Origin of the sequence: Paenibacillus ottowii (assembly GCF_006874425.1) — a bacterium.
In the GTDB taxonomy this organism is placed as follows: domain Bacteria; phylum Bacillota; class Bacilli; order Paenibacillales; family Paenibacillaceae; genus Paenibacillus; species Paenibacillus ottowii.
This window is the reverse complement of the sequence record NZ_VIJZ01000001.1, coordinates 546,043-567,456: the sequence shown is the minus strand read 5'-3', so window position 1 is coordinate 567,456 and position 21,414 is coordinate 546,043. Positions and strand designations below refer to the sequence as shown.

The 21,414-nt window shown below is 45.6% G+C and carries 18 protein-coding genes and 1 pseudogene; 8 read left to right on the top strand and 11 right to left on the bottom strand.

From position 1 onward, the window contains the following. Window positions 1-227: 227 nt before the first annotated feature. From FKV70_RS02640 to recQ, 3 genes are all read right to left on the bottom strand, one after another. Complete coding sequence (locus FKV70_RS02640) at window positions 228-1,538, bottom strand: alkaline phosphatase (RefSeq protein WP_142611752.1); 1,311 nt, start codon at window positions 1,536-1,538, stop codon at window positions 228-230. A 179-nt stretch (window positions 1,539-1,717) separates the two neighbouring features. Further along, window positions 1,718-3,574 carry a B12-binding domain-containing radical SAM protein gene (locus FKV70_RS02635; RefSeq protein ID WP_142611751.1) on the bottom strand — a complete coding sequence of 619 codons (1,857 nt, stop codon included), beginning with the start codon at window positions 3,572-3,574 and terminating at the stop codon, window positions 1,718-1,720. A 51-nt stretch (window positions 3,575-3,625) separates the two neighbouring features. Beyond that, the gene (recQ, locus tag FKV70_RS02630) at window positions 3,626-5,524 is read right to left on the bottom strand and encodes a DNA helicase RecQ (protein WP_142611750.1); all 1,899 of its coding nucleotides are present in this window, start codon (window positions 5,522-5,524) and stop codon (window positions 3,626-3,628) included. Between the two features lie 223 nt (window positions 5,525-5,747). Here recQ and FKV70_RS02625 point away from each other — a divergent pair, with 223 nt between their 5' ends. Then, window positions 5,748-6,761, top strand: a complete 1,014-nt coding sequence (locus tag FKV70_RS02625) for an RluA family pseudouridine synthase (RefSeq protein ID WP_063208237.1) — start codon at window positions 5,748-5,750, stop codon at window positions 6,759-6,761. Between the two features lie 81 nt (window positions 6,762-6,842). Here the strand turns inward: FKV70_RS02625 and FKV70_RS02620 are convergent, their stop codons facing one another. Beyond that, complete coding sequence (locus FKV70_RS02620) at window positions 6,843-7,691, bottom strand: hypothetical protein (RefSeq protein ID WP_142611749.1); 849 nt, start codon at window positions 7,689-7,691, stop codon at window positions 6,843-6,845. A gap of 566 nt (window positions 7,692-8,257) precedes the next feature. Between FKV70_RS02620 and speD the strand changes: the two genes are divergently transcribed. Both speD and FKV70_RS02610 read left to right on the top strand, forming a co-directional pair. Then, window positions 8,258-9,064: an adenosylmethionine decarboxylase gene (gene speD, locus FKV70_RS02615; protein ID WP_063208231.1), complete on the top strand. Its 807-nt coding sequence runs from the start codon at window positions 8,258-8,260 to the stop codon at window positions 9,062-9,064. A 250-nt stretch (window positions 9,065-9,314) separates the two neighbouring features. Next, the gene (locus tag FKV70_RS02610; RefSeq protein ID WP_142611748.1) at window positions 9,315-10,733 is read left to right on the top strand and encodes an NAD-dependent malic enzyme; all 1,419 of its coding nucleotides are present in this window, start codon (window positions 9,315-9,317) and stop codon (window positions 10,731-10,733) included. Window positions 10,734-10,815: 82 nt separating this feature from the next. On the opposite strand, the gene FKV70_RS02605 is transcribed toward FKV70_RS02610, so the two are convergent. Both FKV70_RS02605 and FKV70_RS02600 read right to left on the bottom strand, forming a co-directional pair. Further along, the gene (locus FKV70_RS02605) at window positions 10,816-11,496 is read right to left on the bottom strand and encodes a protein kinase family protein (RefSeq protein ID WP_063208225.1); all 681 of its coding nucleotides are present in this window, start codon (window positions 11,494-11,496) and stop codon (window positions 10,816-10,818) included. 135 nt (window positions 11,497-11,631) lie between these two features. Next, window positions 11,632-12,363 (bottom strand): HAD family hydrolase, encoded by a 732-nt coding sequence (locus FKV70_RS02600; RefSeq protein WP_142611747.1) that lies wholly within the window; start codon window positions 12,361-12,363, stop codon window positions 11,632-11,634. Between the two features lie 360 nt (window positions 12,364-12,723). Between FKV70_RS02600 and FKV70_RS02595 the strand changes: the two genes are divergently transcribed. The 3 genes from FKV70_RS02595 to FKV70_RS02585 all read left to right on the top strand — a co-directional run bounded on the left by FKV70_RS02595 (window position 12,724) and on the right by FKV70_RS02585 (window position 14,921). Further along, the gene (locus FKV70_RS02595) at window positions 12,724-13,578 is read left to right on the top strand and encodes a hypothetical protein (protein ID WP_142611746.1); all 855 of its coding nucleotides are present in this window, start codon (window positions 12,724-12,726) and stop codon (window positions 13,576-13,578) included. Between the two features lie 111 nt (window positions 13,579-13,689). After that, window positions 13,690-14,445: a threonine/serine exporter family protein gene (locus tag FKV70_RS02590; protein ID WP_064795359.1), complete on the top strand. Its 756-nt coding sequence runs from the start codon at window positions 13,690-13,692 to the stop codon at window positions 14,443-14,445. A 20-nt stretch (window positions 14,446-14,465) separates the two neighbouring features. Continuing rightward, on the top strand, window positions 14,466-14,921 hold the full coding sequence (locus FKV70_RS02585; protein WP_063208213.1) for a threonine/serine exporter family protein: 456 nt from the start codon (window positions 14,466-14,468) through the stop codon (window positions 14,919-14,921). 76 nt (window positions 14,922-14,997) lie between these two features. Here the strand turns inward: FKV70_RS02585 and FKV70_RS02580 are convergent, their stop codons facing one another. Beyond that, window positions 14,998-15,507 (bottom strand): GNAT family N-acetyltransferase, encoded by a 510-nt coding sequence (locus tag FKV70_RS02580; RefSeq protein ID WP_142611745.1) that lies wholly within the window; start codon window positions 15,505-15,507, stop codon window positions 14,998-15,000. 171 nt (window positions 15,508-15,678) lie between these two features. Between FKV70_RS02580 and FKV70_RS02575 the strand changes: the two genes are divergently transcribed. Both FKV70_RS02575 and FKV70_RS02570 read left to right on the top strand, forming a co-directional pair. Beyond that, a complete protein-coding gene (locus FKV70_RS02575) occupies window positions 15,679-16,443 on the top strand; it encodes an MBL fold metallo-hydrolase (protein ID WP_482811951.1) in 765 nt (254 codons plus the stop codon). Window positions 16,444-16,515: 72 nt separating this feature from the next. After that, complete coding sequence (locus FKV70_RS02570; RefSeq protein ID WP_142611744.1) at window positions 16,516-17,604, top strand: M24 family metallopeptidase; 1,089 nt, start codon at window positions 16,516-16,518, stop codon at window positions 17,602-17,604. Between the two features lie 67 nt (window positions 17,605-17,671). Here FKV70_RS02570 and FKV70_RS02565 read toward each other — a convergent pair whose 3' ends face one another. The 4 genes and pseudogenes from FKV70_RS02565 to FKV70_RS02555 form a co-directional block, all read right to left on the bottom strand. Further along, window positions 17,672-18,370, bottom strand: a complete 699-nt coding sequence (locus FKV70_RS02565; protein WP_142611743.1) for a queuosine precursor transporter — start codon at window positions 18,368-18,370, stop codon at window positions 17,672-17,674. Window positions 18,371-18,618: 248 nt separating this feature from the next. Further along, window positions 18,619-20,016, bottom strand: coding sequence for an L-cystine transporter (locus tag FKV70_RS02560; protein WP_142611742.1), 1,398 nt, complete (start codon window positions 20,014-20,016; stop codon window positions 18,619-18,621). Window positions 20,017-20,261: 245 nt separating this feature from the next. Further along, window positions 20,262-20,564 (bottom strand): annotated as a pseudogene (locus FKV70_RS26340) (PTS sugar transporter subunit IIA); the annotation flags it as partial. Continuing rightward, complete coding sequence (locus FKV70_RS02555) at window positions 20,543-21,127, bottom strand: PTS sugar transporter subunit IIC (RefSeq protein ID WP_244310619.1); 585 nt, start codon at window positions 21,125-21,127, stop codon at window positions 20,543-20,545. The gene FKV70_RS02555 and the pseudogene FKV70_RS26340, both read right to left, overlap by 22 nt. Window positions 21,128-21,414: the final 287 nt, after the last annotated feature.

Genomic DNA, 21,414 nt, shown 5'->3' with positions numbered 1-21,414 from the left:
ATTTCCTTCAACAAAAAGAAATAGACCGCCCTCTGGAAAAGGTTAGCGGTCTATTTCACTAATCCAACCCTACAGCCACCGCCCTTATAAGCAGCTGTTGCCAAAGAGTAAGGATGTTGGTAGCATCCTTACTCTTTTTTAGTATATACCTATTGGCTATAGTTTATCACAAGAAAAACCATATTGCCAATATGGAAAAGCCTTTTAAGGGCGGCCTTCACATCACGTTACTTCTTTAATTGAAGCAGCTTGACCAGCTTGTCATGAATGGCCGTATTCGAGTAATTTCCACTAAATTGCGAGGAGCCTGGACCCATGGCAGTCAATGCCACATCTATTCCAGTGTGTCCTTTTGTCGTCCAATCAATATAGAATGTTTCGTTCGTGCCATGAATGGTGAAAGGACCGTCTTCATTGGTTGTACCATCGTCGGCTTCATCTTTCGCATCCTTACCTTCAATCGCCAAACCGCCTGTTTCATGGTCTGCCGTCACTAATACCAATGTATCTGGATGCGCTTTGGCATAGTCCTTAGCTACTTTGACTGCCTTATCCAGCTGTTGCCCGGCTTTAATGGTTAATTCACCTTCATTATCATGCGCCATCTCATCCGTTCCTTCTTCCTCTACCATTAGGAAAAAGCCTTTTTTGTTTTTGGATAAAACATCAAGAGCTTTGGCTGTCATATCTGGCAAAGAAACCGTTGGGTTGTAAGAATTGCCTAGTTTATTGTGAGCTTGAAACATTTCTTCATTGGCGAACAGCCCTAGCAGTTTAGAGCCTTTGGATGCTTTCATTTCTGCCTGATCTGTCACATAGCTATACCCCAACTTCTTTGCTTGCTCCACCAAATTTCCTTGCGTCCCTTTACTAGCTTCCTCAGGATCTTCTGCCGGTGCATCCGGGTGTTTACCTGCTGTTCCTGCAGGGTACCAGAAATCCTCGCCCCCGCCCAGAATCACGTCCAGTTTGCTTTTCTCAAGATACTGCTTGGCAATCTCGCTTTGCGCAGAGCGTTTTTCGACATGCGCACCAAAGGCCGCACCCGTTGCGTCAGTCACTTGGCTTGTCGTTACTACTCCTGTAGACATGCCTGCTTTTTTAGCCAGCTCCATAATGGTGGTCACTGGTTTTTTATTCAAATCCACCCCGATCGCGCCGTTATACGTTTTGACACCTGTTGCAATGGCCGTCGCAGCGGCTGCAGAATCTGTAACAAGGTTGTCCCCTGAACTTGTGCTAACCAGACCCGTTACAGGCATCTTGTCCATTTCAAGTAATCCAGACTTTCCAACCGTTGCCAAGCGAATCGCGTTGCGACTGGCTTCTCCCATACCATCACCGATAAAGAGGATGACGTTTTTAGGAGTATCCGCTTTAACTGATGCAGACTTCTGTGCCTTGGACTCTGCAACAGTGGACTTCGTAGAAGTCGAGGCTGCAAAAGCTTTAGGGATATCGGCAGATAATAAGGGTACAGTCAAAACAGTTGCAGCACTTAACGCAAGGATGCTCTTTTTCATGGAACGCTTTTTCACAAGGTCACACTCCAATAAATTTAATATATATAATAAATTCATCATATATTTGTTTTGTAAAAAATCGTAAAGCAATAGATTTTATGAATGTAAAAATTGGAGTGGTCGCCTATTTTTTTATAACACATAAAAAAGGCATCGACTTGGGTATACCAAAAGTCGATGCCTGCTGGTGTTTATTAAATGGCGGCGATATTTTTGCCGATGGGCATGGTGTAGTACAACGGTTTTTGCTGTCCATTCTGTTGGTAGACTACAAGCAACAGTGTGCGGCCTTCGGCAGTTAATGGGCTACCACCACTCAGGATATGATCCAGACTGAACGGCAGCACATCAAGTACAGCGTGCTTTTGCAGTTCCTTTTCACCCAGCTTCAAGGAAGCAAAGGCGGGGATCATCTCGCGGTATGGTTGCAGCTGTTGACTAGCCACATCCGTCTCACCTGTGCTTTCCTTGCCCACATCTGCCACCGCAGGTGACAACAGCGCGTCCGGATGCTGAAGAACCATTTTCATATAGCTGGACCAATCGTCCTTCTCCAAGGTATGTTCCCACCAGATTTTACGCGGTTTATATTTATGGTTTAGGAAATAATCAAGCTTCATCAGTCCAAGCACCATATCCATTCGCTTGGTTCCCCGCGATTCCAGAAAGGATTGGAGACGCGTAAATAAGTCTTCGAGCTGATGTCCGATTTTCTGCCAGCCCTGTCCTTCCCAGTAGTCTCCGAATTCCTGAAAGAAGTCAAAGGCGGACGAGAATTCACGCTCAATCAGGTAGTTCACCGTATGGTCCATGCGATGAGAATTCCAGTATTTTTCCAATACGTCTTCCAAGCGTTTGAGCCGTACGATATCGGCAAAGGAAAGGACGTCATTGCTCAACATTTCATACGGCGCAACATCCATATACGTATAGTTGTATTTATCGGCGTCAAGCCGCAAACCTGTACCACGCAGCATTTTGAGGAAGCCAAGCTGAAGCTCTTCTGGTCCGAGCGCAAAAACGTCATTAAACGTTTTACGGAATGTGTTGTAGTCCTCCAATGGCAATCCGGCGATCAGATCCAGATGCTGGTCGATTTTGCCGCTTTGCTTGACCTTTGTAACGGTGCGGGAAAGCTTGGTAAAGTTCTGGCGGCGCTTAACCAACTCATTGGTGGGATCATTCGTTGACTGGACACCGATCTCAAAGCGAAACACTCCCGGTGGCGCGTTCTCCGCCAAGTAATCCAATACCTCGGGACGCATAATATCTGCTGTAATTTCAAACTGGAAAACACAACCACGATGATTTTCAATCAAAAACTTGAACATTTCCAGTGCATAATCTCGTTTGATATTGAATGTTCGGTCCACAAATTTAATCAATTTGGCCCCGTTGTCTATCAGGTACAGAATATCCGACTTGGTACGCTCAATATCGTAATAACGCACCCCGACCTCAATGCTGGACAGACAAAATTGGCAGCTGAACGGACAACCGCGGCTCGTTTCAAAATAAACAACCCTTTTCCCAAGTTCCGGGATATCCTCTGCAAAACGATAGGGCGACGGGAGCTCGTTCAAGTCCGCTTTTGGACGACCGGGCATGATAATGACCTCTTCGCCTTTACGGTAAGCCAGTCCATATACAAAATGGAACTTGCGATCCCCCTCCAGCTCCTGCAGCAGTTGATGGAAGGTCTCCTCTCCCTCGCCAACAACAATAAAATCCACATTCGCCAAGCGCTTCATCCAGTGCTCTGTATCGTAAGATACCTCTGGACCACCCAAAACAATTTTGACCTCGGGCATAATCTTTTTCAATACATCAATGACTTTAATCGTCTCTTCAATATTCCAAATATAACAGGAAAAACCGATGACATCTGCCCCTCGTTGAAACAGATCAGATACGATGTTCATCACAGGGTCCTTAATTGTATACTCCGCCAGCTCGATATCAAAATCCTTTTCACTGTAGGCTTTGAGGCATCGGATGGCCAACGAGGTATGAATATATTTAGCATTTAATGTTGATAAAATGACTTTCATAGGTCACAACCTTCTATAAGTTTGCATAGGAATCGTATATCTTTAGTATAGCTATTCAAAATCCTCGTACACATCGTCTGCAAAAATTTCATCCTCGCTTACCATTCCTCCGGTATTCCCCTGATTTTGAAAGAAATCAAGAAACGGCTTGCCGTACTTGCGGAACTTCACTTCACCAACACCCTTGATCCGCAACATGTCTGCCTCGGATTGCGGATTCGCTACGCTCATTTCTCGCAGCGTGGCATCATTGAAGATAATATAAGACGGTACATGCTCCTGAGCGGCCAGATCGCGGCGGATCAGGCGCAGTTGTTCGAACACAGTTTCGTTGACCGCGGCAGGATAGGTGTCGCGTCCCTTTCGTCCGCGTGACCCCGCTCCACTAGCAAAAGCAGTGGCATGTCGCACCACACGCTGCATGACTTTCCGCTGACCTCTCAGCACTTCAGCAGCAAGTTGTTGCAAGCGTACGACCGGATATTGCCCTTCGGATAGCATCAGGTAGCCTTCCGACACAAGAACATTGATAATTTCAGCAATTTCTTTTTCTGTGCGGTTGCCCATCACACCGTAGGTTGGCAGGCTGTCAAAACCATACTGCAGCACTTTTTTGTTACGCGAGCCCTTCAACACCGAGGCCACCATCGAAACCCCATATCGTTCCCGCATTCGATGAATGCATGAAAAAATCTTTTGTGCATCTATAGTCATATCCACCAGTTCCCGCTCATCTGTGCACGAACTGCATATGCCGCAGGCTTCATGCTCCTCCGCTTCTCCAAAGTACTCCAACTGTGCCGAACGCAGGCAGCGAGTTGTGTAACAATAGTCAACCATCTGCTGGAGCTTGCGGTAGTCGTTGCGCTTGCGGTCTTCATCCTGAGGGTTTTGCTCAATCAGGAACTTCTGGGTCACAATATCTTGCGGTCCGAACAGCAAAATACATTGACTCGGGTCGCCATCACGTCCTGCACGCCCCGCTTCTTGTACGTACGCCTCCATATTTTTAGGCATATTGTAATGAATGACATAGCGTACGTTTGATTTATCTATCCCCATGCCAAAGGCGTTGGTCGCGACAATGACACGGATATCGTCGTACAGAAAACCTTCCTGACTATCTGCACGTTCCTGATCTGTCATTCCTGCATGATAACGTCCTGCTGCCATGCCAGCGTCACACAGACGTTGATACAAATCGTCCACGTCTTTACGTGTCGCCGCATAAATAATGCCCGATTCACCCTCATGCTCGCGAGTATAGTTCAGTAAAAAACTGCGTTTGTCTTCTCCACGCAGCACACTGAACGCCAGGTTCGGTCTTCCAAGCCCCGTAACGAACGTCTCTGGTGAACGCAGACGAAGCAGGCGTACAATGTCATCCATAACCTGCGGTGTAGCCGTTGCTGTAAACGCCGCTACGATTGGACGTTCATACAGCCCGTCCACGAATGGAGCCACAGCTAGATAGCTTGTCCGAAAATCATGGCCCCATTGGGATACACAGTGAGCCTCATCTACTGCAACGCAGGAAATCGGTAATTGAGCCATCTCATCTCGGAACCAATCCAGCTCCAATCGTTCAGGAGCAACATACAGCAACTTCAAATCCCCGTTGCGTGCGGCGCGTATGCGGTCATTGACCTCTCGACCGCTCAGCGTACTATTAATGTAGGCAGCTGCAATCCCCATCGTGGTCAGCGCATCTACCTGGTCCTTCATTAACGAAATGAGTGGTGACACGACAATTGTCAGCCCCTCATGCAACAATGCAGGAATCTGGTAGCATATCGATTTTCCGCCACCTGTCGGCATGATGCCCAGCGTATCGTTGCCTTCCAGCATACTGGCCACAATTTTCTTTTGTCCCTCCCGGAAATCGGGATAGCCATAAAATTTTTGCAGCAAGTCCTGCGCCCGTTCCAATGTTGGTGCTTGTACACTCATAGTTTCAAAACTCCTCATATTTCTAGCGTCCTTGACGCCTATCGGCTTTTCTTTCGTTACCTTATAGTTTACCGGGGTTAGGGGTAATGTTCAACCGCTGAAAGCCTGGAATCAGGTTTAGTCTCTTATGGCATTCGCTGTTTTCTCATGATATAGTGAACACGGTGCCGCAAATTGGTCCACAAGTATGAAGAGACACGGCTCCAAGAAGGAGAAAGAACCCATGAATAATCGGAAACCCCAACGGAAAAATCATACAAAATCAACGCCAAACACAAGTCCTTCCAGACGAAACCACAAACCTGCCGGAAAATCTGGCTCCAATAGACCGGAAGCTCAACGGAGAACCCATACTTCGGATAAAGCCCCTGCCAAAACATACACTGTTCAAGAGCCTGCCGAGTTATTGAGCTTTTTAGTTGAACATGTGACTGGCATGGGCCGTAATTCCATTAAATCTGCACTGGCTCGCGGACAAGTTTCCGTCAATGGTATTCCTCGTACTGTGCATAATTTTCCGCTGGAGCAAGGACAGACTGTCGCGCTCTCCAAGGAAAAAGTAGCTCCTGTGGTGCCACTAACCGGGCTGCGTATTTTGCATGAGGACGAAGCTATTATCGTCATCCATAAAGATGCCGGCCTGCTTTCCGTCGCTTCGGCGCAGGAGCAGGAAGTCACAGCGTATCGCCAGCTTACAGCCCACGTGCGACGCGAGCATCCGTACAATCGCATTTTTGTATTGCATCGTTTGGATCGTGATACCTCAGGAGTGATGATGTTTGCGAAAAGCGAAGCCATACAGCAGGAAATGCAGCAAGCATGGAAGGAAGTTGTGTATGAACGAACATACATTGCTCTCGTAGAAGGTCAGGTTAAAAAAGCCGAGGGCACAATCACCTCATGGCTGAAAGAAAGCAAGACGCTGAAAATGTATTCCAGTCCTTATCCGAATGACGGACAACACGCAGTCACTCATTACAAGCGGCTTCAGGCTAATCGGCATTTTTCTTTGCTAGAGGTACGTTTGGAGACCGGACGCAAAAATCAAATCCGCGTGCATATGGAGGATATCGGTCACCCGATTGTTGGAGATAAAAAATACGGTTCCAAGAGCAAGTCGATCGGCCGCCTTGGTCTGCATGCACAGGTATTGTCGTTTATTCATCCCGTCACTGGAGTATTGCTGCGTTTTGAATCTGACATTCCTAAATCATTTCTGAATCCGTTTCGGGAGTAGACTGAAGTAAAGCACACGAGAGTGAGTATAAATAATAAAGAAATCAGGGGGCGTCCAAAGACACCCCCCCTTTTTTATGGGTTAAGCGGTATACGTCCGAACACCATCAGCCATTTTCATCAACTCATCCCATATATAGATAGGCGTATGGCACACCGGACATTCTAGCCAACCGTTTAAGTAGGGTAACTGGGCAAGAAGCAATTTCTCATCTATTTTTTTAGCATATTCGTGCAACCACTGTATATTTGCAACTTTATGGTCCAATGAACGGGGGCGGATCGGATAGGGGATTAGATTGCTTGAATTTACAGGGTCTATATCATAGACAACGAGAATGTCACTCCGTTCATCAGGCCAAATATAGAGCGGGGTACCGCAATGAGGACAATCCAGCATATATTCGTCACCTGTATCAAAGGTTTGCAGCATATAGGCTACGCAATGATACCCCTCAAAGGCAGCGGCCGCAGCGAGAACATAGCGCTTGCCGACATTTCCTTCGTGATCTTTCGCATAAAGCACCATTTCTTCCGTCAATTCTGCAAGCCGTACGATGGCACTTTGATATTGCACGTAAATATATTCTGCCAGGTTAGAATCCACTTCCACCTGATCCCTTGCAAATTCTAATGGAATTTTGGTATGTAAGGGATTATTATTTTTCGCTTCAAATATTCCGCAAATGTTATATATATCTGCCCGAATTCCTATATCAGAACTTTTTAGCGCAATGTCTACTAGATAAGGTACAGCCGCGAATGTACAAGTATACAACGTATTTTGGTGATATAATTCCTCCCAATACAAGGTGTCAGCTATTTCGCCATCATATCCGGCTTGGAGCTGTTTTAACATTTCTGGGACGTATTGAGAAGAACCGTAGGGGCCTTGGAGCAGAGTCCAGACCGGATCGGACAAAGCCAGCATCTTGATACTCCTTCCACCATTTTCTTACAGTAACATGAGATAGGTTTATAAAATGAGTTTGCGATCAAAAATTCATTTAACTTCATAATTCTTAGCTTGTTACGTTTATTTCATTATACGCACATCAGTAGCTGAAGTTGCTTTTCTCGTTTTACGCAATGTACAAAATCACTATTTTTGAGGGTCTATAATCATATTCGGTTAAGATTTGAACATTATGAAGATAAGATACATTAAATTCAGGAATTACGAACCTAAATCTTCTGTTATATTACGAATCCACTGTCAATTTCGTTCCTTTCCTGTATACATAGTCCACATTATAAGCTCTGTTACTAAAAAAACGCTGAGTAAGAAATAAAGTATATTAACGTTAAATTCCCATACATGTAAAATCAAGAGGATCTCAAGTGATGCTGCCTGTTTTTAATGATGTCAAACGGGTAAGACATACATATTCAGGTCTTTATTTTGTCCGTTACAGAGTGGATTGTATGAATCGGTATATGAAGAGGCGTGTTGGGAATATTACGTATGAATACTGCGACTATAAGGGGAAATAGCCTATGACCATAACACCGGAACAGCGGATTACCCTGCACGGATTTAACAATTTGACCAAATCATTGAGCTTCAATATGTACGATATTTGCTACACCAAAACGAAAGAGGAACGCGAGGCCTATATCGAATATATTGATGAACAATATAACTCAGATCGACTGACAGCTATTTTGAAAAATGTGTCTGATATAATCGGCGCCCATGTGCTCAACGTGGCCCAACAGGATTATGTCCCTCAAGGAGCGAGCGTGACGGTACTTATATCCGAAGGGCCTATTGTGGAGGTGCCGACTGAATCGTATGCAGAATCACCAGGCCCTTTACCTGAGTCTGTCGTGATCCAGCTGGATAAAAGTCATATTACGGTTCACACCTACCCTGAATACCATCCAGACGAAGGAATCAGCACGTTTCGTGCAGATATTGATGTTTCTACCTGTGGGGAAATCTCCCCGCTCAAGGCACTTCACTATTTGACTCATTCTTTTGACACGGACATTATGACGATTGATTACCGGGTACGCGGCTTTACACGTGATACGAATGGTCACAAGCTTTTTATAGACCATGATATTGCCTCGATTCAAAACTATATTCCCGACGAAGTACGCAATCAGTATGACATGATCGACGTGAACGTGTATCAGGAAAATATTTTCCATACCAAATGCAAGCTAAAACAATTTGATCTGGACAACTATCTGTTTGGCTACACGAAGGAAAGTCTGAGTGAACAAGAGCAACAGAATATATCCGCACGACTTAAAATCGAAATGGACGAAATTTACTACGGCAAAAATATGACGTAAACAAAAGATGGATCATAATGTTGCACAAAGGACGATTGCTTGGACTGAAATTCAGCCCAGCTCTCGTCCTTTTTGGCTACAAAAATTTAGAGATTGCTCAGCTTGATCTGTACAAGTGGAAGAATGTTCACTATGATAGGGAAAGAAACCACTAATTTTAACTATCATCCAGATTTTAGACTTGCCCCTAATTGTAAGCGCAATCAATTGATCTCACTATTTTGTTATGAAAGACAAAGGAGGAATTTGTATGCAAGGCGGTATTGGCGGTAAAAATATTATTTTACGACTGGAAATTTCCACCGAGCACATCCAGTTTGGTCAATTGATTACATTGGTAAACGAACATGGCGGAGATGTCATTGCCATTGACGTCATCCGCACCTCTGAGAAGGCCACTGTGAGAGATATTACAGTCACCATTGCTGATCCAGCAGAAATCGACCGAATGATCGCCCGGATTAAAAAAGCACAAGGTGTAAAGGTACTGTCCATCTCTGATCGCACCTTCCTCTTACATCTCGGGGGCAAGATTGAAATGCAGCCCAAGGTCCCGATTCAAAACCGCGACGACTTATCCAGAGTGTACACTCCTGATGTGGCGCGCGTATGCATGGCCATCCATGAGGAGCAGGACAAAGCCTTCCGACTAACGATTAAGCGCAACACCGTCGCTGTCGTGTCTGACGGAAGCGCTGTCCTCGGACTCGGCAACATCGGTCCGTATGCAGCTATGCCAGTTATGGAAGGGAAGGCCATGCTGTTCAAGCAGCTCGGGTCCGTCGATGCTTTCCCGATCTGCCTGGATACGCAGGACACCGAAGAAATCATTAAGGCCATTAAGCAGCTGGCCCCAGCCTTTGGCGGTATTAATCTAGAGGATATTTCATCACCACGCTGCTTCGAAATTGAACAGCGGTTACGTGATGAGCTGGACATCCCTGTTTTTCATGACGATCAGCACGGCACAGCTGTCGTTTTGTATGCAGGGCTGATTAACGCGCTCAAAGTGGTCGGCAAATCTCTGTCTGATGTCAAAATTGTTGTCTGTGGTATCGGGGCTGCTGGTGTGGCCTGTACCAAAATTTTGCTATCGGCAGGAGCAGTCAACATCATTGGTGTTGACCGACACGGTGCACTTACAGCCGATGAAACATATGAGCATCCGATGTGGAATTGGTATGCACAGCATACCAACCCTGAACGGCTGTCAGGCACGCTATCGGAGGTTCTAAAAGACGCGGATGTGTTTATCGGTCTGTCGGCAGGTGGAATACTGCAACGAGAAGATGTAAAGCGTATGAAGGAAGCGCCTGTCCTGTTCACCATGGCTAACCCGGTTCCGGAAATTAACCCGGAGGACGTCGAGGACATTGCAGGGGTCATCGCCACTGGGCGTTCGGACTATCCAAACCAGATTAACAATGTACTGTGCTTCCCTGGCATATTCCGAGCAGCACTGGACTGCCGCGCCCGTGAAATTAACGAAGAGATGAAGCTGGCGGCCGCAGAAGCCATCGCAGGCACTATCCGTCCCGATGAATTGAACAAACTGTATATTATCCCGGGTGTATTTAACGAAGGTGCGGTGCAACAGGTGCGTAAAAAGGTGATTCAAGCCGCGATTGCGAGCGGTACAGCCAGAAGAGTGCCTAGAGATTTCAGATAAAAGAAAAGGATTGCTCCCGTAAAGCGGGTGCAATCCTTTTGTATTGAAACATACAGTTGTATTCGGTTACCTGTCACAGCGGTTATGATCTCCATCTAGAAAACAATTGACTGGCACGCTGGGCAAACTCCTCCAGATTGATGCTGGAGTTGTCCAGCTTGTAATACCATTTTTTGATCGTATCCAAAATCCATGAGGGAACCTTAACCTCGGAGAAACTGGAATACAGCGTATGGTATGCCCACACCAAATGCTCCCACCGCTTGTCATCGCCTTCTTTTACATATTCAGATACGTCCAATACCTTGGCGCGTCCGTCTTGCATGAGTACATTCTTGAGATGAATATCACGAGGATTCAACCCCTTGGACCTGACGAATTCCCTCGCCTCTTCCACGTCCAGAATGACCTGCTCCGGCACCGGAATTCCTTGCAGCAGGCAATCCAGCAACGTAATACCGGATTCGTAACTAATGACAATGTACTTATCGCCTTTTCCATAATAATGAGGAAAAAAATCAGACCCTCGCAAACGCTCATACACATCGGCCTCTGCATCTTTTTTCTCGATCGCCATGTCTGAGTACACCTTGAACGCATAGCCTGGCAACGTATCGAGCGTAAATACGGCCGCATCTGTCCCAATGCCAATACAGCGAACCCCTGGGGTGGCTGTTTTAATGGTAACTGGATCATTATCTTCCGTACTATATACGGTTACTTGACTTATGATGTCGTCTGCCTGTCTCCATTGTTCTACCATGTGCGATCCCTCCTTCTCTGTTCTACTAATTTCAAATGAAGTTAGATTTATAACAGATGAATAGTATTACGGACCAGCTTTTGAAATAGCTTCAAAAAAGGTTGAATTCTTTTTAAAAACATGGTATATACCGTTCTAATGTGCGTCCGGCAGGAGCAGCCTTCTTAACTCTGCGTAGCTAGCCGCTGTTTTATAGACCCCCGCCACGTCAGATTCCGGAGTAGCGTTCCTGTGATTGAACCAAATTACCTGCCAATTGGCAGCGATAGCTCCCGCTACATCATTGCGCCAGGAATCCCCAATGTAGCAGCAATGCTCTGGTAAAGTTCCTGTGCGTTCGTTTACTACTTCGAAAATGCGCGGATCAGGCTTGGCATAACCAACCGTCCCAGACACAAAAATATGCTCTGCTGCAACATGATTTTCCAATGTCATAGCTTTAATTTTACTCATCTGGTGTTCTTCAAGACCGTTCGTAATCAAACCAACCACATAGCCAGCCGAGCTCAATTCATCGATTAACGAGGTAGCCCCCTCAAAAGACTCAATTCGGTACTGACGATCCAAGTATTCTTGTTGGACCTGAACCGCCTGCTCACGGGTAAGATCTACCCCAAATTCTTGTAATGCCAGAATAAAACGACCTTCCCTCATATCATCCAGTTCATTCGCTCCTGCCTTCCCCTCCAATAGTCCTCCTTTAGCCGATAGCAAATCGCTGTAATAGCGAATACGGTGGTAGGCTTCCTCATAAGGAAAATGCTCACTCAACCCTAATACTGTACGCAATGCATCACGTGTAGGGTGCAAATGATCGTACATTGTATCATCCACATCAAAAAAGACTGCCTTCTTTTGCAAGTTCATATGCCCACTTCTTTCTGTTCATTCTTTGGATGAGGCTCCTCTTTACCTTGTCCTGATATTATACCCGTTGACCTATTACGATGCACCCTGTCCTTACTGAGTTGTAGCTCGCATTCACACTTCACAGGTGATAACATACACTAAAAAAACTGTCATTTTCGCAGGCTCGCTTTACTTCTCTGCTGCGCTAACATAGGTATCTTGTCCTGGTTTGAACGTAAGCGTTTTATTTGACAACACACGGGTAAAAGGTCACATTTTTGAAAATATTCGTCATACAGGTTTACATTTCGTGTAAAATCACGTACCTTTTAGGGATGAACGCTTTACAGATGTACTTGAAAAAGGGAGGTATATGCAATGGATTCCGGTTCTAACCTAGCCTATGGATCAGCCACACCTTTGATTGAGGCACTTATAGAGTTTGAACAGGAGCTTGAAGCGAACCGGCATTCTCTGAGTTTTGATTTGGGATTGATTATGGAACAGGGCCGCGCTCCGCGATATATGGCTACACCGCCTGATGTTATTCCTTTTGCACATGCTGGGGTGGACGGGATACATTATGGCTTTTTAACCGATTTTGGTCTTGAAAAGGACCTTTCAAGGGCTCCGATTGTATGCGTTTCTCCCGTCGATTGGACGGGGGTATGGGTGGTTGCCCGCCATTTGCAGGATTTTTTAAACGTGGTTTATACAGAAAACAGTTCATTAAAACGGTACTACGCCAGTGGAGCTGATTATTCTGGACATGCTGGTCAGCGTCCTGCGCAGGCTGTAGATGAACGTACTGTATTTGTACGCGAATGCTTTCGTGAACGCTTTGGCATTCTCCCCATTCAAGATATGGCTGCCTATATCGACAGCTTGCGAACAGAACGAAAGCAAAATGAAGTTGCTCCTACATTGAATGGGTTGGGTATTCAGGCATCTTCTTCGACAAAGCACAGCTCTTCTATTGAAAGCAACTTCTTGAACGTTACGGAGCCATTCCTTTGGGAACAACAAGGTGAAGCTGTACGTGAGTTGTTCCGTAGCGGTTCGCGTGAAGCCAGACTTGCCTTTATTCGGGACGCTCAGACACAGCATCTGTTCACCCATTCAGCTCTTCGTGCTTTTGTAACAGGACAGCTTAAATTGATGGGCTTGTCTGAGGCTGCAACATACCTAGAAGAGTCCTACTATACCGTTATTCCCGATACGATAGAATCTTGATAAATTCCCTAGATTCGCCCCATCTAACCGCCTCTGAAAAGGCGGCTTTTTGTGCTACAATAAATGAAAACAACAGGGTCCAACGACCCGGACGCATGAAAGAGAGCGAGCATGAATAATCATTCCTATCCTACTCCTGAAATCATTGAGGTTTGTCTGCTAGCTGGCAAACTGATGATGCAAAATGGAGCCGAAACCTATCGTGTTGAAGACACGATGTCTCGCATTGCTTCGGCCTATGGCATACCCGAGTCCCATAGCTATGTAACGCCAACTGGAATTTTTTTTGCCATCAATGATTCGGAACCTGCCAAGCTCATCCGGATTGTAGAGCGAACCACAGATTTGCACAAGGTGACAGAGGTCAATTCTATTTCACGTAAAATCAGCACAGGCGCCTTGTCTCCAAGCGCAGCCGTAAAAGAGCTTTCGGAAATTGAACGTGGACCCCTCCGCTATTCCAATCGTGTACAGCTGATCGCTGCGGCACTGGCCAGCGGTTGCTTTATGATCATGTTTGGTGGAATCTGGCGAGATTTCCCCTCAGCTGTGTTGTGCGGCGGTATCGGATTTGCAGCCTTACAATATTTTCACAGACTCGTTAAGGTTAAGTTTTTCTCAGAATTTTCTGCATCTTTTCTAATCGGCTTGCTGGCGGCTCTGTTAGTGATCGTCGGCTGGGGACAGATGATGGATAAGATTATCATCGGTTCCGTCATGCCATTGGTACCGGGCTTATTAATTACAAATGCCCTTCGGGATTTAATGTCCGGGCACCTCGTCTCAGGGCTCTCCAAAGGCGCAGATGCTTGCCTGACGTCTTTTGCCATTGGGGCTGGTGTTGCAGTTATCATTTCTTATATGTAATTTGGAGGAGATTCAAGCTTATGCTTGCACAATTATTCACAAGCTTTATTGCTACCGCTGCTTTCGGTATACTGTTCCATGCCCCCAAACGCTCGCTGCTGCAATGTGGTTTTGTCGGTATGCTGGGCTGGCTCGTCTATTATTCAACCACGGATAGCATGGGACCTGTGACCGCCAGCCTTTTAGCCACGATCCTTATTGGCATTGTCAGTCAAGGTTTTGCCAGACTGTACAAAATGCCTGTGATTATTTTCAGCGTGGCAGGCATGATCCCCCTCGTGCCAGGAGGAATGGCCTATAATGCCATGCGCCAATTCGTACAACAACATTATCCTCAGGCACTGGAGCTGGCTATAAACACACTGATGATCGCAGGGGCGATAGCAGTTGGTTTGGTGATGTCTGAGGTGCTTAATCAAATTTTTCACAGCATTCGTTTTAAACCTCGGTGTCCAAGGCAAAGTGATAGCAAGTAAAAATAGGCTGGCCCCAAATCGCTACACTGACAGTGTATGAGACGATGTTGGAGACAGCCTTTTTCTACGCTCAATATTAACCTACTCGCTTACCCAATATAGCCAAATCTCGCTCTATACTGTCCAGTACAGCCACACGTGGATAATACCCCCACTGCTCAAAGCCAAACTTCCGCAGCAGCGCAATACTCGGCTCATTATGACCAAACACAAAACCCAACAGCGTTGTAATTCCCAATCTAGGGCATTCATCTAGCAAGTGCTGTACCAAACGGCTTCCAGTTCCGGTTCCACGAGCATCCTCATGGACATAGATGCTAATTTCCGCTGTGCTGTTATAAGCTGGACGTCCGTAAAAGGACTGAAGGCTGGCCCATCCGCCAATGGTTCCCTTTTGTCTGAGTACCCACAAAGGGCGGTGATTTTCCTCATGAGCCTCAAACCAGGGAATACGGCTCTCCACTGTAACAGGCTCCAGGTCTGCCGTGACCATTCGTCCTGCAATCGTAGAATTATAAATATCCACAATATCGGGAAGATCCTCTCTGCATGCAATTTCAATGGAAAAAGATTGGTCCTTGTTCATTATCGTATCTGCCCCCCTATTGTGGTGATTTATTTATTTATTTATTGTACAGGACAAGCGCCCGAACAGCCATATCGAGTTGTTTTGCGGATTCGTCCCAAAGAGCCTTATAATAGGGTTTGAAGAAACGCCAACACTAGTTAACCGATATAACGACATGAGACAGGAGGTGTGCTTCGGAGTCAAGGGAATCTGAAGCAGCTTAATATGAATATTGGAACTCAAATTTTGATTTTGGAAGTCCCTATGGAATCTTTTTTTGGAAAATCGACCATTTATCCTGTACTGATCAAGGATGAGGATGGACTTACACTGGTTGACACGGGAATGCTCGGGCAATTGGAGCCACTACGCAAGGCTATTTCCGATGTGGGTGAGGATATAAGCCGTTTGAAAAGAATTATTTTAACACATCAGGATATTGATCATATCGGAAATGTTCATGCACTATTGGACTTGCTGCCGAATATTGCCCTACTGGCCCATAAGGATGACATTCCTTATATGACAGGAGAGCGACCATTTGTGAAGCTGACGCCGGAACGCATTAATCTGATGGATGCTGCGCTCAAGCAGCAAGCAGAGGATATGGTTCGCCGCCTGCCAGACTTGCGCTTTGCTCATATTCTTGAGGACGGTGAGCATCTGCCTTATGGTGGGGGTATACAAATTATTCATACACCCGGTCACACGCCCGGACATATCAGCTTGTATGTGCCTGCACAGAAGCTGCTGTTGGCAGCAGATGAACTGCGCGTAGTCGAAGGTGAGCTGGTCGGTCCTGCCGAGTCGGCTACGCCAGATATGCCGTTGGCGCTGAAAAGCCTCGATAAGCTGACGGTATTGGATGTTGATAAGGTACTCTGCTACCATGGTGGTTACTATGATCAAAATGTACAGGCACGTCTACAAGCATTAAGTCAGACAAAAGAATAACCCATTTATAAATATAAATTAGGATGTAATAAGAGCTATAATGAATAAATGGACAGAAAGGAATGAGACTCTATGAATGATAAAATTGCCAAATTGTATGATGAACTAAAGTCACAAGCTTGGGATGGCCTACTTGTGACCGATCCCAAGCATATTTACTACCTGACAGGCTTTGCGAGTGATCCGCATGAGCGTTTTCTAGGTCTCGTGCTGCTTCGTGACCAAGAACCAGAACTGATTGTACCCGCCCTGGATGCCGAAGCAGCCCAAGCCGCTTCTTCCGTGAAGCGTATATCCACCCACACCGATACGGACAATCCATATGATCTGTTGCGCCAACGCACGGGTACTAGTGTGAAAGCATTCGCACTGGAAAAGGAGCACGTCTCCGTCCTCCGTTACGAACAATTACATACTGCCATTGGTGCGGCTCAATATGTGGACCTGGGTCCGGTGCTTCAAGAAATGCGTGTGAGAAAAACACCTGAGGAAGTACAACGTCTGAAACACGCAGCTCGTTTGGTGGAAGATGCTCTTCGTCACGGCCTAACGCATGTTCGTGAAGGGGTGACGGAAGTCGAGCTGGTAGCTGAAATCGAATACCAGATGAAAAAGCTTGGGGCAGATGGTCCATCCTTTGACACTACGGTCTTGTCTGGACCCAAAACAGCCTTACCTCATGGGGTTCCGGGGACCCGCAAGCTACAACATGGCGATCTGCTTATGTTTGATATGGGCGTATATTCGGGTGGTTATGCTTCGGATATTACGCGTACGTTTGCCTTTGGCAAGCTGTCGGCAGAGCTGGAAACGATTTATAATACGGTTCTTCGTTCAAACGAAGCCGGAATTGCCGCCATTCGCCCTGGAGTTTCCTGTGCATCCGTAGACCAGGCAGCACGAGCCGTTGTTGAAGCCGCTGGATATGGACCAGCTTTTAACCATCGGGTTGGACATGGTCTTGGCATGAGTGTTCATGAATATCCGTCTGTACACGGAGGCAATAGCGATCTGCTTCATGAAGGCTTCGTGTTCACCATCGAGCCCGGCATCTACGTGCCAGGTCTCGGAGGCGTGCGGATTGAAGATGATGTTCTGGTCACCTCTAAGGGTGTGGAAGTACTGACCTCATTTCCGAAGGAACTGACCGTGCTAGGGTAATCTATCGTTATTGTTTGTAATTTATAGGTTAGAAGTATGAAAAAAAAGAGGGGCAACCCCAAGCCAATCACGGCTTGAGGGTTTGCTCCTCCTCTTCCATCAAACGGAAATTGCGTGCGATGTACAAAATTGGTGTACCCGCCGCAGTCAGTATAAATTTTAAGATGTAGGTGGTAAACAGCAGCTCGATCCATATCCCCCACGCATAGCCGTAAAAGGCAATACTACAGAAAATGAGGGTGTCTATAAACGAGCTGATCATCGTGCTGCCATTGCCGCGAATCCAGAGCTGATGACGCTCCGGGAAAAATTTACGAATCCAGGCGTATAGACGCACGTCCAGCAATTGACTAACCGCATAGGCTGTCAAGCTGGCAAGCGCAAGCCTTGGCAACAATCCAAAGAGCTGTTGCATAGGTGTCTGGGCAAAATCCGTGGCAGTAGGCTCAAACAACAGCACCATCTGCATCGTGATCGTCGTCATAATCAGAGTGAAAAAGCCAAACCATACAGCTTTTCGTGCCTCTTTAGGCCCATACTTCTCATTTAGTAAGTCGCTGGCCATATACATAGATACATACATTGTATTTCCCAATGTCGTGGTAATGCCAAGCAGATCAATGGTTTTGGTTACCTGAATATTGGCCAATACAGTAGCAACGCCAATCCAGGCGTACAGCCCTTTTTTACCGAACAACCGATAACATAGCAAAAAGAACATAAAATTGACGAGGACAAATGCTATCCCCCATAACAGATTAAACATGAAAGCCTCCTAGTTTTGATAGCGCGGGATGGTTGCGAACCGCGGTTCATCCGAACAAGCCGGAAAAACATTATTTTAATGTATCATAGATTAGGATTTGTGAACAGCTATAATTTACACGGTCATAAGTTCAATATAAAGAGCCGACCTTAGGGTCGGCTCTGAGTATGGAGGTACACACTACACATATACATATGCTATAGATGCGATATGAGACTGTAGTGAACACCATCCGTTTATCTTTTTAATTAGGAGTGCGCCGTTGCATCCAGATCCATGCCATGGTTGTTAAACACGTCGTGATCGTTCTCCTTGAGTACCTTGCCTGAAATGAGACCTGCTGTAATCGAGTCATTAACATTTAACGCAGTACGTCCCATATCAATCAACGGTTCAACAGAAATGAGCAATCCTGCCAAGGCCACAGGTAGGTTCATGGTAGAAAGCACGATCAGGGAAGCGAAGGTGGCCCCACCGCCTACACCTGCCACACCAAACGAGCTGATCGTAACAACCAGAATAAGCGTGAGGATAAAATTCCAACTTGTAGGATCTATGCCCACTGTTGGAGCAATCATGACGGCCAGCATCGCCGGATAAATACCCGCACAGCCGTTTTGCCCAATGGTCGCTCCCAGGGTCGCGGACAGATTCGCGATGCCGTCGGACACACCAAGCTTTTTCGTTTGTGTTTCAACATTTAATGGAATGGTCGCTGCACTGGAACGAGAAGTAAAGGCAAAAACCAGTGTAGGCAATACCTTCTTCACATATGTCACTGGATTGTAGCCGAACAAGGCCAGCAAAATAAGATGAATAACGAACATCACCAATAAAGCCACATAAGAAGCAAGTACAAACTTGATCAGCTTCAAGATTTCATCCGGATTTGTCGTAGCTACCACTTTCGTGATCAGTGCTAAAATACCATAAGGCGTTAATCTCAGCACTAGCGTTACAATCCGCATCACTACAGCGTACACTGCGTCGATCACTTTGCGGAAAGTTTGCGCCTGCTCCGGTTTTTTACGATCCAAACCGAGTACTGCTACCCCAATAAAAGCCGAGAAGATAACCACGGCCAAGGTCGATGTACGGCGTGCCCCCGTCATATCTTCAAAAGGATTCGAAGGAATAAACTCCAATACCTGCTGTGGAATGGTCATATCCTGGACTGTTCCCAGACGTTCTTCCATCTTCAGGCCCTGCGCTTGCTCCTTGTCCCCTTTTTGAATTTCAATTGCTTTTAGATCAAAAGACAGACTGGTTACAATACTTACTGAAGCAGCAATTGCCGTTGTAATCAGTAGTACTGCAATAATGGACACGCTTATTTTGCCAAGGTTCTGTCTTCCCTTTAGATTCATAATAGCTGAAATAATCGACACCATGATCAGCGGAATAACGACCATTTGCAGCAAACGGACATAACCATTACCTGCAAGGTTGAACCAATCGACCGATTTGGTAATGACCTCTGAGCTGGCCCCATAAGCGTATTGAAGAATAGCCCCGTAGATCAGTCCGAAGCCGAGCCCGGTAAATACTCTTTTTGTAAAAGAGATGCGCTTTTTCTGCAACCAGACCAACACGCCGAGCAGTGCAAGCAGCACGATGACATTCAAAATAATAAAGAAGGTATCCATATATCATTTCCTCCAAACTTAAACGTAAGATGTTTTAAAAAAAGCGACCCTTCAATCCGAAGATTACTATATCACAAAGCCAACTATTTTTGTAGGTTTTATTGAAATAAAAATAATAAAGTTGCTTCAGCTGTAGGCTTTAGGTAAATGCCAAAACAGCAAGCCTTCGTAAGAATGAAGGCTTGCTGTTTGTTATTCTGAACACAACGGTTCGTATTCAATTTAGGGGTAGAATTTTCCAACGGTTAGACAATCACTGTGTATAGCAGTTCTTGTTCCTTAACCACTTTATGCTGATTTCCAGCAGGCTCCAACTCGCTATACTGATCCACATTCGTAACAATAACAGGCGTAATCGTTTCGTAACCAGCCTTGCGGATTTCCACCAGATCAAACTCCAGTATAAGGTCGCCTACCTTCACGCGATCTCCTGCTTTAAGATGAGACGTAAAATGAAGTCCTTTTAGTTTAACAGTGTCCATCCCCACGTGAATGAGCATTTCAAGTCCTGAATCACTCACCAAGCCTACAGCATGCCCGCCAATACTTCCGCATCGTCAAAAAGTGAAGCAAAACCATACGACAAATTATGTGCCAGGGTCGTCCACAGCGGGCCAAAAACAAACAGCAATAAAGGTACAATAACGATAAGCGTCAATGTCGGAACGACCAGCAGTTGAATTGAATAGCGGTCGAACCTTTTCAATCCTTTTTCAATCTTCAATGCAAGCCAGACACCAATAAGGATCAGTATAAAAGAAGCGAGATACTGTTGCTCCACCACGGGTAAACCGTCTGAGTTCATTTTCAGGCTGGATTGCAGCAGCTCTATAATGCCGGGAGAATAAGGGCAGGCCCCAATTGCCGCCGCAATAAATATATTGCTACCAAGCTTTCTTGCTGCATTGATCGCTATCATTACGGGCAAAAAATAAAATACGCTTCCACCAATGTACCCTACAGCGGTAAAGGCTTGAGTATCAGAAAAAAAATCTAAGACCAATAAAGCAGTCGCAATTCCCTGAATGATTTCTCCACCAATTAGCAATGGCAAGAGCGGAGTGAATACGCCTGAGATAAAATCAAACAGACGACTGATCGGGTTATACAATAGTTACAAAAACACAGATAAAGCTTTTTAAATTTCTTATTTCTGATAATTTACATCAAACTTACATCTAAACACCCAAGACCATAGTTTCATATTTTTTGTTTCTTTTTGGGCAAATATGACTATTCAACCGTCTGTTAATTATGTAAAATAGGTCTAACCTACTTTTTAGTAAATCATGGATTACTTCCCTTTCTCATTCTTGTCCCTTGAATACAGCTGAAATATACATAGAATCCGAACATTTTCAGTCTTTTCTTCAAGTAAAGAAAGGAAAACAAGTAGAT

Excerpts from the sequence above, each read along its gene's own strand:
- speD (WP_063208231.1), top strand. The coding sequence starts at position 8,258 with ATGACCATAACACCGGAACAGCGGATTACCCTGCACGGATTTAACAAT.
- FKV70_RS02635 (WP_142611751.1), bottom strand. The coding sequence starts at position 3,574 with ATGAAAGTCATTTTATCAACATTAAATGCTAAATATATTCATACCTCG.
- FKV70_RS02590 (WP_064795359.1), top strand. The coding sequence starts at position 13,690 with ATGAATAATCATTCCTATCCTACTCCTGAAATCATTGAGGTTTGTCTG.
- FKV70_RS02610 (WP_142611748.1), top strand. The coding sequence starts at position 9,315 with ATGCAAGGCGGTATTGGCGGTAAAAATATTATTTTACGACTGGAAATT.
- recQ (WP_142611750.1), bottom strand. The coding sequence starts at position 5,524 with ATGAGTGTACAAGCACCAACATTGGAACGGGCGCAGGACTTGCTGCAA.
- FKV70_RS02560 (WP_142611742.1), bottom strand. The coding sequence starts at position 20,016 with ATGGATACCTTCTTTATTATTTTGAATGTCATCGTGCTGCTTGCACTG.
- FKV70_RS02585 (WP_063208213.1), top strand. The coding sequence starts at position 14,466 with ATGCTTGCACAATTATTCACAAGCTTTATTGCTACCGCTGCTTTCGGT.
- FKV70_RS02625 (WP_063208237.1), top strand. The coding sequence starts at position 5,748 with ATGAATAATCGGAAACCCCAACGGAAAAATCATACAAAATCAACGCCA.
- FKV70_RS02595 (WP_142611746.1), top strand. The coding sequence starts at position 12,724 with ATGGATTCCGGTTCTAACCTAGCCTATGGATCAGCCACACCTTTGATT.
- FKV70_RS02620 (WP_142611749.1), bottom strand. The coding sequence starts at position 7,691 with ATGCTGGCTTTGTCCGATCCGGTCTGGACTCTGCTCCAAGGCCCCTAC.
- FKV70_RS02565 (WP_142611743.1), bottom strand. The coding sequence starts at position 18,370 with ATGTTTAATCTGTTATGGGGGATAGCATTTGTCCTCGTCAATTTTATG.
- FKV70_RS02605 (WP_063208225.1), bottom strand. The coding sequence starts at position 11,496 with ATGGTAGAACAATGGAGACAGGCAGACGACATCATAAGTCAAGTAACC.
- FKV70_RS02570 (WP_142611744.1), top strand. The coding sequence starts at position 16,516 with ATGAATGATAAAATTGCCAAATTGTATGATGAACTAAAGTCACAAGCT.
- FKV70_RS02580 (WP_142611745.1), bottom strand. The coding sequence starts at position 15,507 with ATGAACAAGGACCAATCTTTTTCCATTGAAATTGCATGCAGAGAGGAT.
- FKV70_RS02600 (WP_142611747.1), bottom strand. The coding sequence starts at position 12,363 with ATGAACTTGCAAAAGAAGGCAGTCTTTTTTGATGTGGATGATACAATG.